The 15,262-nt window shown below is 70.4% G+C and carries 10 protein-coding genes and 1 pseudogene; 8 read left to right on the top strand and 3 right to left on the bottom strand.

Going from position 1 to position 15,262, the window contains the following annotated elements; translation table 11 throughout:
• Together ABZ719_RS24005 and ABZ719_RS24000 are read left to right on the top strand one after the other, a co-directional pair.
• Window positions 1-1,464 (top strand): annotated as a pseudogene (locus tag ABZ719_RS24005) (hypothetical protein); the annotation flags it as partial.
• The gene (locus ABZ719_RS24000; RefSeq protein WP_366727233.1) at window positions 1,461-2,312 is read left to right on the top strand and encodes a hypothetical protein; all 852 of its coding nucleotides are present in this window, start codon (window positions 1,461-1,463) and stop codon (window positions 2,310-2,312) included. The pseudogene ABZ719_RS24005 and the gene ABZ719_RS24000, both read left to right, overlap by 4 nt.
• A gap of 67 nt (window positions 2,313-2,379) precedes the next feature.
• On the opposite strand, the gene ABZ719_RS23995 is transcribed toward ABZ719_RS24000, so the two are convergent.
• Window positions 2,380-2,808 (bottom strand): ATP-binding protein, encoded by a 429-nt coding sequence (locus ABZ719_RS23995; protein ID WP_366727232.1) that lies wholly within the window; start codon window positions 2,806-2,808, stop codon window positions 2,380-2,382.
• 240 nt (window positions 2,809-3,048) lie between these two features.
• On the opposite strand from ABZ719_RS23995, the gene ABZ719_RS23990 reads away from it, so the two are divergent.
• The 3 genes from ABZ719_RS23990 to ABZ719_RS23980 all read left to right on the top strand — a co-directional run bounded on the left by ABZ719_RS23990 (window position 3,049) and on the right by ABZ719_RS23980 (window position 4,779).
• Window positions 3,049-3,900: a helix-turn-helix transcriptional regulator gene (locus tag ABZ719_RS23990; protein WP_366727231.1), complete on the top strand. Its 852-nt coding sequence runs from the start codon at window positions 3,049-3,051 to the stop codon at window positions 3,898-3,900.
• Between the two features lie 8 nt (window positions 3,901-3,908).
• Window positions 3,909-4,112, top strand: a complete 204-nt coding sequence (locus ABZ719_RS23985; protein ID WP_366727230.1) for a DUF397 domain-containing protein — start codon at window positions 3,909-3,911, stop codon at window positions 4,110-4,112.
• A gap of 151 nt (window positions 4,113-4,263) precedes the next feature.
• Window positions 4,264-4,779, top strand: coding sequence for a GNAT family N-acetyltransferase (locus tag ABZ719_RS23980; protein WP_366727229.1), 516 nt, complete (start codon window positions 4,264-4,266; stop codon window positions 4,777-4,779).
• Between the two features lie 276 nt (window positions 4,780-5,055).
• Here the strand turns inward: ABZ719_RS23980 and fxsT are convergent, their stop codons facing one another.
• The gene (gene fxsT, locus ABZ719_RS23975; protein WP_366727228.1) at window positions 5,056-7,332 is read right to left on the bottom strand and encodes an FxSxx-COOH system tetratricopeptide repeat protein; all 2,277 of its coding nucleotides are present in this window, start codon (window positions 7,330-7,332) and stop codon (window positions 5,056-5,058) included.
• Window positions 7,333-7,525: 193 nt separating this feature from the next.
• Between fxsT and ABZ719_RS23970 the strand changes: the two genes are divergently transcribed.
• From ABZ719_RS23970 to ABZ719_RS23960, 3 genes are all read left to right on the top strand, one after another.
• On the top strand, window positions 7,526-7,996 hold the full coding sequence (locus tag ABZ719_RS23970) for a ricin-type beta-trefoil lectin domain protein (RefSeq protein ID WP_366727227.1): 471 nt from the start codon (window positions 7,526-7,528) through the stop codon (window positions 7,994-7,996).
• A 123-nt stretch (window positions 7,997-8,119) separates the two neighbouring features.
• Window positions 8,120-10,375 carry an ATP-dependent RecD-like DNA helicase gene (locus tag ABZ719_RS23965; RefSeq protein WP_366727226.1) on the top strand — a complete coding sequence of 752 codons (2,256 nt, stop codon included), beginning with the start codon at window positions 8,120-8,122 and terminating at the stop codon, window positions 10,373-10,375.
• A 306-nt stretch (window positions 10,376-10,681) separates the two neighbouring features.
• The gene (locus ABZ719_RS23960) at window positions 10,682-11,971 is read left to right on the top strand and encodes a citrate synthase (protein ID WP_037864438.1); all 1,290 of its coding nucleotides are present in this window, start codon (window positions 10,682-10,684) and stop codon (window positions 11,969-11,971) included.
• A gap of 923 nt (window positions 11,972-12,894) precedes the next feature.
• On the opposite strand, the gene ABZ719_RS23955 is transcribed toward ABZ719_RS23960, so the two are convergent.
• Complete coding sequence (locus ABZ719_RS23955; protein WP_366727225.1) at window positions 12,895-15,213, bottom strand: heavy metal translocating P-type ATPase; 2,319 nt, start codon at window positions 15,211-15,213, stop codon at window positions 12,895-12,897.
• Between the last annotated feature and the right edge of the window lie 49 nt (window positions 15,214-15,262).

Here is a 15,262-nt window from a genome sequence, read left to right as displayed (position 1 = left end):
GCGTTGTCGGTGGCGGGGAAGGCGGGCAAGGTCATCGATCCGATGACGTATGTCGCCAAGGGTGCCGGGGCGGGTCTGTCGAAGATCGGGGACATCTCCAAGGCCCTGAAGGGCATGGGCAAGATCGACATCCCTGAACTCCCCCAGAACGCGATCACCCTGCCCAAGGGCACCGTGAAACTCCCCGACGGCAGCTTCCACCTCCCCGAGGGCGCCCCCGTTCCCGAGGGAGCGACCAGGCTGCCCAGCGGCAGCTTCAAACTCCCCGACGACGTCCCGGTCGTCCACGACGGCGCGCACCCGCTGCACACCCCCGAGGGCACCGGGCAGGTCTACGGACACCCGGACGGCCACATCGTCGACGGCCACGGCAACATCCTCATCCACGCCGACGAACTCGACCCCCCGGCCACCGGCACAGGTCCGGCAGGCTCGGACCTCCCCCACACCCCCACGCCGGCCAGGGAACCGGCCCTGCTCGGCGCAGGCACCCACACCGCCGCCGACAGCGCAGCCCACGCCGGGGAACACCTCCACCTGCACAACACCGTCGACACCGACCTCGCCGAGACGGGCCACCTCGCCGACGACACCCACACCCCGCCCACGGTCCACGCGGGTGGCGAGCACATCCCCACGGTCCACGCGGGGGGCGAGCACATCCCCACGAGCCACGCGGGTGGCGAGCATCTGCCCGGCGGCCACGCCCCGCAGCACACCCCCAGCGGCCACGCCGACGACCACCTGCCCGGCGGCAACGCCCACGAACATGGGCCGGGCCCTTCCGCAAGCCATGAGTCGCCAAGCAGCCATGGCAGCGGCCACGGCAATGGTGGCCATGCCGGTGGTGGCGCCACGGAGGGCGGCGCTTCCGGAGCGCATGAGCCGGTGGCATCAGGGGGGCACGGAGAAACAACCACCGGTGGTGGCGAGGGGGGGTCTGTTGCCGGGGTCGGTGACGGCTCTGGCACCGCGGGCCGCGAGGGTGGAACTCCCCCCGGTCAGCAACCGCCTCCTGTGAATGAGTGGCCGGCCTCTGACGATGTGAAGGGGTCCGCTCGAGGGAAAACCCTGTTGTATCCGAACTCTCGGCACGACCTCAGCGGAATACGTGGCGGTGTCCCGAAGGAGGAGAACACCGTCATCCTTCCCGAAACGAAGGCGGAGGTCCGCCATGACATTTCAGAGATCGCGGCCGGACGCGCAGAGTTCGACCCGGAGTCCCAGCGCTACACAGTGAACGGTAGGCGATATGCCGTAGAGCCGAGCGGACGAATTTTCCCCGTCGACGGCCCCGGGTTCATCCAGATGGACCGGGTGGAGTATTCTGCCTTGAAGAGCATCATGCGGGCCGATGGTGACCTGAGCAAGGTCCAGACGATGTTCAGCAAGGCGCCCCAGTTCAGGGAAAACCCGCAGGCTGTAGAAAAAGCGATAGCGCTGTATAGGAAGTATTACGCATGATGTATGCATTCCTCACCGTGGGCGATGCGGTACCGGAAAAACTGCCGAAAGTTCTGGCTGAGGCGTTCGACGTGCAGATCGGCGATATTGACGTGTCTGACATCTCGGAGCTGGAGGACAGGAACTGGGACGCTTCGGTCTCATGCGAATACGAGGTCCTCGAAGGGGACCTGCAGTGGTCGCTGACGGTCTACGCGTCGGAAACCGTGCAACATCGACCGCCGGAAGACCAGCTGTCTCTGGCGCTTGCGCGCCGACTCGGAAGCCCAGTGTTCTCGGACTGGGGCGGGGGCGTCCCGTGGATTCGGAAGGTGGCACTCCCTGACGGGGGATTCACTCTCGCGCGAGTGGTCGAATCCGACCAAGGGGAAGCAGGAGTCTCCGTTGAAGCGGCCGAGGCTCCCATTGTTGAGTTGCCGAACGTACAGGTGACTCGCTTTCCGGAGGTTGTGCGCGCTTTCGAGATCGCGACTCCGGTGACTGACGAGGTGTTGCCCCCCGGTCTGACCGGAGCGGAGCGCAAGCTCCGCGGGCTGCTGGTCAACTGGGAACGCCTGTGTGTGCGCATGGGAAGTGACTGGCCACCTAGCGGCTGGTATTCGGCTGCCATGTACAAAGAAGACCTGGAATATCGCGACACACTCGGTGCATCCTTGGGTGATCTCTCGGATGGAGGTGCCGAAATCAAGGCGGCAGTGGAAAGGATCGATTCCGTTTTCCGTGCGTTGACAATCGATGACGACGGTCGATCGATTTCCGCCCCTGGTGGCACCGGAAGTTCCAGCGAGAGTGCCCGTCCCTGGTATTGGCGGCGCCGCCCGAAGACGGCACCGTGGGTGGCGGACTGATCCCTGCTGCTGCGGGGAGACGCCCATCGCGGCAGTTCGCTTCCGGGCACTCGGCCGTTGCCTGCGTCTAGGCGGCACCTAGTTCGCACCAGACGACCTTTCCCCTGTTTCCCTCCCGGGACAGCGGCTGCCACCCCCACAGGTCGGAGCAGGCCTTCACCAGCGCCAGGCCGCGCCCTTCCTTCAGTTCGGTGACCTGCTCCAGCGGTGCCGGCGGCTTGGGCGGGGCGGGGTCGGCGTCCCACGCGCCGATCCGCAACACGCCCGCCGACCACCGCACGCGCAACGCGGCCGGCCCCTTGGTGTGCCGTACGGCGTTGGACACCAGCTCGGCGGCGAGGAGTTCGGCGGCGTCGACGAGGCGGATCAGGCCGTGCATGGTGAGGATCAGGTGCAGGGTGCGGCGGCTGATGGTGACTGCCCGCAGGTCGTTGGGGATGGAGAGGCAGTACTCCCACGGGGCCGGGGCAGGGGTCTCGGTCGGGGTCTCGGGCATGCGTCAGCTCCGATCGGTAGAGGGGTAGCAGGAGGGCGAATTGACGCGCCGTCCAAGGGGTGGCCTGCCGCAGCCGCCAGGGCATGACGGAGAGGTGCGCTTCCGACACTCAGGCGTGCGCGTCGTGTTCGTCGCGCTACCGACGGTAGGGGCCAAGTTTGGTCCGGCGCAAGCCAGTGCCGTAATCTGCCGTCCGAACGAGGCCCTGCCCCTATGCGGTTGGCCCCTGAGAGGAATGCCATGCCACGTCGACAACAGGCGACTGCACGACAGGAACGCCTGGGCGCCGAACTGCGGAAGCTGCGTGAAGCCGCAGGTCTCAGAGGGCGCGAAGCCGCTGAATTGCTGGGAACCGACGCTGCCCGGATCAGCCAGATCGAGAGTGGTCTCGCCGGGGTCAGCGAGGCGCGAGTGCGCCGGATCGCCGCGCACTACGATTGCACGGATCAGGAGTTGATCGACGCGCTGGCCGACATGGCCGGCGACCGTACGCGTGGTTGGTGGGAGGAGTACCGAGGTCTGCTGCCCAGCTCCTTCCTCGATCTCTCCGAACTGGAGTACCACGCCACGTTCCTGCGCGTGGTCGAGTTTCTGTTCGTGCCGGGCCTGTTGCAGACGGAGAACTATGCGCGCGCCGCGTTTTCCTCAAGGATCCCAGAGCTGCCACCCGAGGAGGTGGAACGGCGAGTCCAGCACCGGATGCGCCGCAAGGCGACTCTCTCAGGGCCGGCTCATACCTCGTACGAAGCGGTTGTTCACGAAGCGGCGCTGCGCATCAGGGTCGGGGACCGTGTCACATCCCGAGCCCAGTTGGCCCGGCTCCTGGAAGTCACCGAGACGGAAAACGTCACAGTGCGCGTCATCCCGTTTGACATGGATGGCTTCGGTGGAACGTGGAGCGCGATGATGTTGGCGGGCGGCGCGGTGCCGAGGCTGGACACTGTCATCCGTGACGCGCCTCATGGGACAGGGTTTGCCGATTCGGAAGCCCAACTCGGCGTCTTTCGAGAGCTGTTCCATAGAGTGGAAGGCGCGTCACTCGATTCTGACCGGTCGCGTGACTTCATCCACAGACTGATAAAGGAAGAGTGAAGCGAACGATGACTACGCCCGTCACCTGGCACAGGTCCTCCTACTCCGGCGGTGGCGACGGCAACAACTGCGTCGAAGTCGCCAGCCTCCCCACCCGCATATCCCTACGGGACTCGAAGACCCCGTCCAGAGCAACCCTCTCCTTCTCGCCCGGCGTCTTCACCGTCTTCGTCGATTCCCTGAAGACCGCTGAGAATCCGTGCCCGTGCTGATGCGCGCCCCGAGTGAGTGCGCGCCCTGCGTCTGGGACCCGGAGGACCACGCACCGCGACCGACGGGCGTGGCCCCGACCTGACCAGCCAGCTGTGATCTGCCCAAACGGCACGTCGACGGGCCGCCGAGGTGCGGTGACATACTCCGCCCATGAGCACCGAGACGACCGCGCGGTCCACCGGCTGGGCCCTGCGTCCCGCGGTGACGGCCGACATCGAGCCGATCGCTGAGTTGCGGGCCGCGGTCATGCGCGCGGACCTGGAACGCCTCGGGCGTTACGACGAACACCGGGTGCGGCAGCGGCTGCGGGACGGCTTCTCCTCGCGGTACACGTCCGTCATCACGGTCGACGGCGAACTCGCGGGCTGCGTGACGTTCCGCCCGGTGGACGGCAGGCAGTGGCTGGAGCACTTCTACCTCGCCCCGCGGCACCAGGGCCGGGGCCTCGGCTCCGTCGTGCTGGGCACGCTGCTGGAACGGGCCGACGCGGAAGGCACGGCCGTCGCACTGCACGTCCTCCAGGGCAGCCCCGCCCGCCGGCTCTACGAACGCCACGGGTTCGTCCTGGAAGCGGAGGACCCGGTCGACGTCCTCATGGTCCGCCCGCCGGCAAAGCTTCCGCACAGGGCCGCGTTCCCCGCCTCGCGTCCCGGCCGGGCCGAATAATGCAGGGTCACTGCCGGTAGCCGGTAGCCGGCCAGCAGCCAGTGGTCCGAAGCCCCCCGGGTGGCCGGCAGCCGCGCGCGACCAGGCCCCGAGGGACCTCGCAGCCGCTCTGCCGCAGCGCGGAGCCGGCAATCGTCGCCCGCGACGGCTCACGTCACCGCCCCCCCGGGCGCGCGTGACCGCCCACGCCAGCTCACGTCACCGCCCCCTCCCCGCGTGACCGTCCGCGACGGCTCACGTCACCGCCCCCCTCCGCGCGTGACCGCCCGCGCCAGCTCACGTCACCGCCCCCGGCGCCCGTGACGGACGTGAGTCCGGGACCGGTGCGGCGGCCTCTGTCTCGTGGGCCTCGGCGGCTGCGGAGAGTTCCGCGTGTTCGCGGCAACCGCTGTCCTCCTGCAAGCGGTTGGCCAGAGCGAAGGCGTCCTCCGTCTTGGGGTGGGACGTGCCCAGCCGGGTTTTCAGGATCAGCGCGCCCCGGCGTGCGAGGGCCGCCGCGGCCGGGTCGCCCAGCGCATGCACGGCCCGGGCCTTGAGCAGCAGGGCGTACCCGATGTACAGGTGGTCCGGCGCGTAACTGGCCTCGCGGATCCGTAACGCCCGGGAGATCAGCGGCACGGCCACGGCGTGGTCGTCCAGGCTGAGGTGGACACTGGCCAGGGCGATCAGGTCGAAGCTCACGTACGGGTCGTCCGGCCCGTACGCCGCCTCGTCGATCCGCAGCGCCCGCTCGGCCAGGGGCACCGCCGCCTCGTGATCTCCGAGAAGGTGATGGATCCGGGCCAGCGTGGCCAGGTCCGTCGCGATGGCGGGACTGTCCGCGGGCAGACAGGACTCGTGCAGGTCCAGCGCACGTTCCGCCGGCGGACGCGCTCGCTCCGGAGCGCCGCGGTCCCGGTGGATCTGCGCCAGCGTGATCAGGTCGAAGCCGGTCTCCGCGTCCCGCTGTCCGAGCGATTCGTCGATCGCGAGAGCCCGCTCGCACAGGGGCAGTGCCACCGAGTGGTCCCCGATCGAGAGGAGGAACGCCGACGCCAGCCTCAGCAGCGTCGCCGTCTCCGCCGCGCACTCGGCCGGCGGCTCGTCCTTGGTCACCGCGAGCGCGTGCGGGAGCAGTTCCTGCCAGCGCGACCGCGCCCGCGGGTCACCGTGGACGTCGTGCGGCACGGCCGCGAGCAGCGCCCGGCACAGTCGTACGCGTGCGTCGGCGCGCACGTCGTCCGGCATCGCGGCGCGGATGGCGGCCTGCACCAGCCGGTGCAGCACCAGGGAGGAGGCGCCGCGCCGGGCGAGCCCCAGGCCGGCCAGGGCACCGACCGTCACGTCCCACGCCACCGGGTCGGCCGCCGCCGCGATCAGCGGTTCCTCGCCGCCGAACAGGTCCAGCGGGATCGGCTCCGGGGCCAGCAGCGCACACAGCTCCAGCAGCCGCATGGCCTGCGGCCGCTGGCTCCGCAGCTTGCGCACGCTGAGCTGCCACAGGGTCGCGACCACCACCGCGGGCCGGTCGGTCAGTTCACCCAGCGCGATCATGTCCTCCAGCCGCGACGCCAGCAGAGCCAGGTACTCCGCGGGCGCGGTGTGGTGGTAGTCCATGTACCCGGCCGCCTGCTCCAGCCCCAGCGGGAGGTCCCCCAGGTGCTCGGCGATCCGGTCCGCCACCTCAGCGGTCATGCCGCACACCCGCCGGGTCAGCAGTTGCACCGCCTCCCGCCGGGAGAAGACGTCCAGGTCGAGGACGCCGGCCCTGCCCGACCAGCCGCGCAGTCTGGTCGTGACGACGAGGTGGCCGCCGCTGCCCAGATCACCCGACGGCAGCGCGTCCCTGAGCGTGCCGGGTCTCTCGCCGTTGTCGAAGATGACCAGCCAGGGCCGGTGGTCCCGCAGTTCGCCGTACACCCGGTGGACGACCTGTTCGGAGTCCACCTCCGCCAGTCCCAGCTCCCGGGCCAGCGAAGCGAACTGCGAGGGGACGAGATCGGGGTCCTCCGCGTCGACGAACGCCACGAACCGGTACTCCGACCGGTAGAGGTAGGCGTACTCGACCGCGAGCTGCGTCTTGCCGACACCGCCCAGCCCGTGCACGACCTGCATCGCGCCCTCGCCGCCCGAGGTCAGGCGGCGCCGTAACTCACGCAACGTGGCGTCGCGGCCGGTGAAGTGGGTGTTGCGCGGCGGCAGCCGGTAGGCCGCCGGACGGTGCCGCGGGCCCGGAAGGCGGGCCGCCGGCGTGCGGACCGTTCCGGCAGTGGTCTCGAACAGGTCGGTGAGCGTGGCGTGGTCGCTTCGCAGCCGCGCGAGTTCCTCCTCGCAGGAGAGGTCGATCCGGCCGGCGTGCGCGGCCCGGACGCAGGCGGTCGCGTAGGCCGCGACCCGCTCCCACGGGGGCGGCTTGCTGAACTTGCCCGCCAGCAGGTCCGACAGCGACGACCGGGTGAGGACCTTGTGCTCGTCGTGGGCCAGCAACTGCGCCTGGGCCGGTGAGCCCGCGGCCGTGCGCAACCGCTGCAACCGGTTGACGAACCAGCTTTGTGGTGAGCCAGGTCCCTTCATGTACGCGGCTTTCCCCCGCTCCGCTCTCCGGAATCGTCCGGACTCCCCAGCCCGCGGACACGGCGCGTCCAGCGGGGGAGCCCGGCGGATCCGGACTCCTCCGGGACCGCCGCTCCCCAGCGGCGCCACCCGGCACCGTGGACGGCGGCACAGACGGCACGCCAACGACCTGAACTCGACGAGGGGATCAACCATGGAACTCAAGGCAAGCCTCACCCGACTCGCCGGCGCGGGCGCGGCGCTCGCATGCGGTTCGGCGCTGCTGGTCGGCGGCGCGACCTCGGCCCAGGCGGCGGCGGTGAACTACCAGGTGATCAACGGCAACAGCAGCAACTCCTGCCTCCAGGTGAACATCTCGGGAGGCAAGGGCAACCTGGTCCTCGGCACCTGCGACCGCAGCGCGAAGCAGGTGTGGCAGATCAGCGGCGGCGTCTTCAGGAACCCGGCGTCGGGCCACTGCCTCGACGGGAACGGCGCGGACGTCTACACGTTCCCCTGCAACGGCGGCGCGTACCAGAAGTGGACGACCACCTCCGGCAGCCCGAAGTCCATCCGGCACGACCAGAGCGGCAAGTACCTGGACGCGAACGGGAAGGTGGGGGCCACGGTCGTCTTCCAGCCCACCATCAGCACGGCGTCCCGCTGGGTGATCGACCCGGTGTGACCCGTCGGCCGGCCCCGTGAGCCGGGCGGGCCGCCCTCACCGGCGGCCCGCCCCTCCCTCCGGTAGCCCCCGCCCACCCCTGCCCGTCCACCCCTGTCACCCCCCACCGGTACCGTCGGCTCCATGGCGCAACAGGCGGGAACCCACACCGGGGAGCGGCGGCTTGCCGTGGTCGAAGGGGTGCTGGAGCGGATCACGTACGCGAACGAGGAGAACGGGTACACGGTCGCGCGGGTCGACACCGGCAGGGGCGCCGGGGACCTGCTGACCGTCGTCGGGGCGCTGCTCGGTGCGCAGGTGGGGGAGTCGCTGCGGATGGAGGGGCGGTGGGGGTCCCATCCGCAGTACGGGAAGCAGTTCCACGTCGAGAACTACACGACCGTCCTGCCGGCCACGGTCCAGGGCATCCGTCGCTATCTCGGCTCCGGACTGGTCAAGGGGATCGGGCCGGTCTTCGCCGACCGGATCACGCAGCACTTCGGGGTGGACACCCTCCGGGTCATCGAGGAGGAGCCCGAGCGGCTCGTCGAGGTGCCCGGGCTCGGGCCCAAGCGGACCAGGAAGATCGCCGACGCCTGGGAGGAGCAGAAGGCGATCAAGGAGGTCATGCTCTTCCTCCAGACGGTGGAGGTGTCGACCTCCATCGCCGTGCGGATCTACAAGAAGTACGGTGACGCCTCGATCTCCGTGGTGAAGAACCAGCCGTACCGGCTCGCCGCCGACGTCTGGGGCATCGGGTTCCTGACCGCCGACAAGATCGCCCGGTCCGTCGGCATCCCGCACGACAGTCCGGAGCGGGTCAAGGCGGGGCTCCAGCACGCGCTGTCGCAGTCCGCCGACCAGGGGCACTGCTACCTGCCCGAGGAGCGGCTGATCGCCGACGCCGTGAAGCTGCTCCAGGTCGACACCGGGCTCGTCATCGAGTGCCTGGCCGCCCTCGCGGAGTCGGACGAGGAGGGCGGTGACCCCGGGGTCGTACGGGAGAGGGTGCCCGCGGCCGCGGGGGACGCGCAGGAGTCCGTCAGCGCCGTCTACCTCGTGCCCTTCCACCGGGCCGAACTCTCCCTCTCCGCCCAGGTGCTGCGGCTGCTGCGGACCGGGCAGGACCGGATGCCGGGGTTCCGGGACGTGGCCTGGGACAAGGCGCTCGGATGGCTCAAGGGGCGCACGGGGGCCGACCTCGCGCCCGAGCAGGAGGCGGCCGTCAAGCTGGCGCTGACGGAGAAGGTGGCGGTGCTGACCGGCGGCCCCGGGTGCGGCAAGTCGTTCACCGTGCGGTCGGTCGTGGAGCTGGCCCGCGCGAAGAAGGCCAAGGTGGTGCTGGCCGCGCCGACCGGCCGGGCCGCCAAGCGGCTCGCCGAGCTGACCGGCGCCGAGGCCTCCACCGTCCACCGGCTGCTGGAGCTGAAGCCCGGCGGCGACGCGGCGTACGACCGGGACCGGCCGCTGGACGCCGACCTCGTCGTCGTCGACGAGGCGTCCATGCTGGACCTGCTGCTCGCCAACAAGCTGGTCAAGGCCGTGCCGCCGGGCGCGCACCTGCTGTTCGTGGGGGACGTGGACCAGTTGCCCAGCGTGGGCGCGGGCGAGGTGCTCCGGGACCTGCTGGCCGACGGCAGCCCGGTCCCGGCGGTGCGCCTCACCCGTGTCTTCCGCCAGGCCCAGCAGTCCGGCGTGGTGACCAACGCGCACCGGATCAACTCCGGGCAGCATCCGCTCACCGACGGCATGAAGGACTTCTTCCTCTTCGTCGAGGACGACACCGAGGAGGCGGGCCGGCTCACCGTGGACGTCGCCGCGCGCCGGATCCCGGCCCGCTTCGGGCTCGACCCGCGCCGGGACGTGCAGGTGCTCGCCCCCATGCACCGGGGGCCGGCGGGCGCGGGCGCGCTGAACGGGCTCCTCCAGCAGGCCGTCACCCCGGGCCGTCCCGACCTGCCGGAGAAGCGGCTGGGCGGCCGGGTCTTCCGGGTCGGCGACAAGGTCACCCAGGTCCGCAACAACTACGAGAAGGGGGCCAACGGCGTCTTCAACGGCACCGTGGGCGTGGTCACCTCGCTCGACCCGGTCGACCAGCGCCTGACGGTGCTGACGGACGAGGACGAGGAGGTGCCCTACGACTTCGACGAGCTGGACGAACTCGCGCACGCCTACGCGGTGACCATCCACCGCTCGCAGGGCAGCGAGTATCCGGCCGTCGTCATCCCGGTGACCACCGGTGCCTGGATGATGCTCCAGCGGAACCTGCTCTACACGGCGGTGACCCGGGCCAAGAAGCTGGTCGTCCTGGTCGGTTCGCGCAAGGCGATCGGCCAGGCGGTGCGTACGGTGTCGGCGGGACGCCGGTGCACGGCGCTGGATTTCCGGCTCAAGGGCTGACGAAGGCGTAAAAAAGTTCCAGAAGAGGCCCAGAGGCCGCAAAAATGCACGAACGGGCCGCCGCGGACCCCTGGCGCCCCGGCCGTCACCCCGGCATCACAAAAAATGATCGATCAAACGAGTCGCAAAGGTCACAGAGCACTTCCCGTCGCCCGGTCGAGGGGGCAGGATGAGCAGGTTGGCGGCACTGAGTGCCGCCCATAGGCCCAATGGTCGACCCCGAGTGCACTCTCCTGAGCCAAATGGGGGATGGTAGAGACAGTCAGGGCACCTCGAAGATGAGGCACTACGTCGGTGAGGGAAGACGTGAGCGACAACTCTGTAGTACTGCGGTACGACGGCGGCGAGTACACCTACCCGGTGGTCGACAGCACCGTCGGCGACAAGGGCTTCGACATCGGGAAGCTCCGCGCCCAGACCGGTCTGGTGACTCTGGACAGCGGCTACGGCAACACGGCAGCGTACAAATCCGCCGTCACCTACCTCGACGGCGAGCAGGGCATTCTGCGGTACCGCGGCTACCCCATCGAGCAGCTGGCGGAGCGCTCCACCTTCCTGGAGGTGGCCTACCTGCTCATCAACGGTGAGCTGCCGACCGTCGACGAGCTCTCCACCTTCAAGAACGAGATCACGCGGCACACCCTGCTGCACGAGGACGTCAAGAACTTCTACAAGGGCTTCCCGCGCGACGCCCACCCGATGGCGATGCTGTCCTCGGTCGTCTCGGCGCTGTCCACCTTCTACCAGGACAGCCACAACCCGTTCGACGAGAAGCAGCGCGACCTGTCCACGGTCCGCCTGCTCGCCAAGCTCCCGACGATCGCGGCGTACGCGTACAAGAAGTCGATCGGTCACCCGTTCGTCTACCCGCGCAACGACCTCTCCTACGTCGAGAACTTCCTGCGGATGACCTTCTCGGTCCCCGCCGACGAGTACGAGCTGGACCCGGTCGTCGTCTCCGCGCTGGACAAGCTGCTGATCCTGCACGCGGACCACGAGCAGAACTGCTCGACCTCCACCGTCCGCCTGGTCGGCTCCTCGCAGGCCAACATGTTCGCGTCCATCTCGGCCGGCATCAACGCGCTGTGGGGCCCGCTGCACGGCGGCGCCAACCAGTCCGTGCTGGAGATGCTCGAAGGCATCCGCGACTCCGGCTCCGACGTCGACACCTTCATCCGCAAGGTGAAGAACAAGGAGGACGGCGTCCGCCTGATGGGCTTCGGCCACCGGGTCTACAAGAACTTCGACCCGCGCGCCAAGATCATCAAGGCCGCCGCGCACGACGTGCTCTCGGCGCTGGGCAAGTCCGACGAGCTGCTCGACATCGCCCTCAAGCTGGAGGAGCACGCGCTCTCCGACGACTACTTCGTCGAGCGCAAGCTCTACCCGAACGTCGACTTCTACACCGGTCTGATCTACCGGGCCATGGGCTTCCCGACCGAGATGTTCACGGTCCTGTTCGCGCTCGGCCGGCTGCCGGGCTGGATCGCCCAGTGGCAGGAAATGATCAAGGAGCCGGGTTCCCGCATCGGCCGCCCGCGCCAGATCTACACGGGCGTCGTCGAGCGCGACTTCGTCCCGGTCGAGGAGCGCTGAGGCACCCCGCCTCCCGGCCCCGAGCCTGGGCCCCGCATCCGCCGGTCAGCCGGCGGGTGCGGGGCCTTCGCGCGTCGGGGGGCAGGGGCGGACGGCAGGTCCGGAGGCGAGGGGGCCGGTCGTGGTGTCGGGCGGCCGCGCTCACGGACGACCGGGCAGGAGCATCAAGGGCACCCGCCGCTCACCGGCAGGTCCGGGCGGGACCGTTGGTCCCGTCGGGCGGCGGGGACGGGCAGGGGCGCGGTCCCGGCGGGGCGGCAGGTCCGGGCGCGGTCGCGGTCCCGGCGGGCGGCAGGGCCGCACACGGCTCCCCGGTCCCGGAGCCCCGGAGGTGACCGAGCCATGAAAAGGAGAAGGCGCCCTGACACCAGTCCCCCCACGGGCCGGCGACCAGGGCGCCTTCCCATGTCCCGGTAACGGATTCCCCCCACGGGATCCGGCCGGGCGTCTGTGGAGACCAGCGCCTGAACCGCTGTCTTGCCGTACTGCCGTACTGCCGCAGCGCCGTGATGCCGTACTACTGCACCACTGCCGCACCGCGGTACCGCACCACTGCGCTCTGCCGGGACAGCGCACGCCCGGGAGGGCCGCTCAAAGCTTCCCGAAGTACGTGCCCCGGCAACGCAGTTCCAGGGAAGTCCCCCAAGACATCCCCAGACGTCAGTCGGCGCCCCCCAAGACGCTTCCTGACATCGCCAAACTTAGACCTTCGAACCCCTTCGATGGTTACGTTCACGTCACTGTGACGTGCGTCTCTTGCGTATGTCCCATAGGTACGCAAGAGCCCTGATATGGCGATCGAGGCCCAAGCGTAAGGAAGATGCGCGAGCCTTGTGAAGAGCTTATGTGAGGCGCGCGCCGGACTCCAGGGGGTCCGGCACTTTGCCCCGGCCGGGCACCCGCGGTGCCCGGCCGGGGCCGGCTCAGCGGAACGTGCGCAGCCGGAGGCTGTTCGTCACGACGAACACCGAGGAGAACGCCATCGCCGCGCCCGCGATCATCGGGTTGAGCAGACCGGCCGCGGCCAGCGGCAGCGCGGCCACGTTGTACCCGAAGGCCCACACGAGGTTGCCCTTGATCGTGGCCAGCGTCCGCCGCGACAGCCGGATCGCGTCCGCGGCCACCCGCAGGTCGCCGCGCACCAGCGTCAGGTCGCCGGCCTCGATGGCGGCGTCGGTGCCGGTGCCCATCGCCAGGCCCAGGTCGGCGGTGGCGAGCGCGGCGGCGTCGTTGACCCCGTCGCCGACCATGGCCACGGTCCGCCCCTCGGCCTGCAGGCGCCGTACGGCCTCGACCTTGTCCTCCGGGAGCACCTCGGCGATCACGTCGCCGGCGTCGATGCCGACGGCCCGCGCCACCGACTCGGCGACCGGCCGGTTGTCACCGGTCAGCAGCACCGGCCGCAGCCCCAGCGCGCGCAGCTGCCGCACGGCCTGCGCACTGCTCTCCTTGACCGCGTCCGCCACGGCCACGACACCCCGTGCCACGCCGTCCCAGCCGACCACGACGGCCGTGCGCCCGCTCGCCTCGGCCTCGCGTCGCGCCCGGTCCACCTCCTCGGGCAGGTCCGGGAAGAGCCGCCCCACGGCGACCTCGTGGCCCTCCACGCGCCCGCGCACGCCCCGCCCCGGGACGTTCTCGAAGTGCTCGGCCGCCGGCAGCGGCCCCACGCGCTCCTCGGCGCCGGCCGCGACCGCCCGGGCCACGGGGTGCTCGGAGGCGTGCTCCAGGGCGCCCGCGAGCCGCAGGAGCAGCTTCTCGTCGGTGCCCTCGGCGGCGTACACCTCCTGGAGGGTCATCCGGCCGGTGGTCACCGTGCCCGTCTTGTCCAGGACGACCGTGTCGACGCGGCGGGTGGACTCCAGCACCTCGGGGCCCTTGATGAGGATGCCGAGCTGGGCGCCGCGCCCGGTGCCGACCATCAGCGCGGTCGGCGTGGCCAGGCCCAGCGCGCACGGGCAGGCGATGATCAGGACGGCGACCGCCGCGGTGAACGAGGCGGTGACGTCGCCGGTGGCCGGCAGCCAGGCCAGCAGGGTGCCGACGGCGATGAGCAGGACCACGGGCACGAAGACCGCCGAGATCCGGTCGGCCAGCCGCTGCACCTGCGCCTTGCCGTTCTGCGCGTCCTCGACCAGCTTCGCCATCCGGGCGAGCTGGGTGTCGGCGCCGACCCGGGTGGCCTCGACGACCAGCCGGCCGCCCGCGTTGACCGTGGCGCCCGTGACCGCGTCGCCCACGCCCACGTCGACCGGGACGGACTCGCCGGTCAGCATGGAGGCGTCCACCGCCGAGGCGCCCTCGACGACCGTGCCGTCGGTGGCGACCTTCTCACCGGGCCGCACGACGAACCGGTCGCCCACGGCCAGCGCGGAGACCGGCACGCGGACCTCGCGGCCCTCCCGCAGCACGGAGACGTCCTTGGCGCCCAGCTCCAGCAGCGCGCGCAGCGCGGCACCCGCCCGCCGCTTGGAGCGGGCCTCCAGGTAACGGCCGAGCAGGATGAACGCGACGACCCCGGAGGCGACCTCCAGGTAGATCGTCGAGGCGGCGTCCATCCGGGAGACGGTGAGCCGGAACTCGTCGTGCATGCCGGGCATGCCCGCGTCACCGAGGAACAGCGCCCACAGAGACCAGCCGAACGCGGCGAGCGTGCCGACCGAGACCAGCGTGTCCATGGTGGCGGCGCCGTGCCGGGCGTTGGTGAGCGCCGCGCGGTGGAAGGGCAGGGCGCCCCAGACCACGACCGGCGCGGTGAGGGTCAGCGCCAGCCACTGCCAGTTGTCGAACTGGAGGGCGGGCACCATGGAGAGCAGGACGACCGGGACGGCGAGCAGTGCGGAAACGATCAGGCGCTGGCTCAGCGAGGTCAGTTCCGGGTCGGCGGCGGGAGCGGCCTGGGCGTCCTGCGAGGCGGGCTCCGGCTCCGGCGGCGGCGGTTCCTCGGCCGTGTACCCGGTCTTCACCACGGTCGCGACGAGGTCGGACACCGCTACCCCCGGGGGGTAGGTCACCCGCGCCTTCTCGGTGGCGAAGTTGACCGTCGCGCTCACGCCCTCCATGCGGTTGAGCTTCTTCTCCACGCGGGCCGCGCAGGAGGCGCAGGTCATCCCGCCGATGAGCAGCTCGACCTCAAAGGTGCCGGCGGCTGCGGAAGTCCCGGTGGCCGCGGGGCCGCCCGGGGTGCCGGGGGGTGCCGGTGTCCCGGCGGGCGTCGCCGCGTGGGTGGTGGTGCTGGTCATGTCCGTACTCCAGAGAACGGACCGGGCCGTACAGAACCAGTATCAGCTG

Origin of the sequence: Streptomyces sp. NPDC006743 (assembly GCF_040703815.1) — a bacterium.
Taxonomy (GTDB): Bacteria; Actinomycetota; Actinomycetes; order Streptomycetales; family Streptomycetaceae; genus Streptomyces.
Note: the sequence above shows the minus strand (reverse complement) of the source record. Positions and strands in the feature narration are given on the sequence as shown.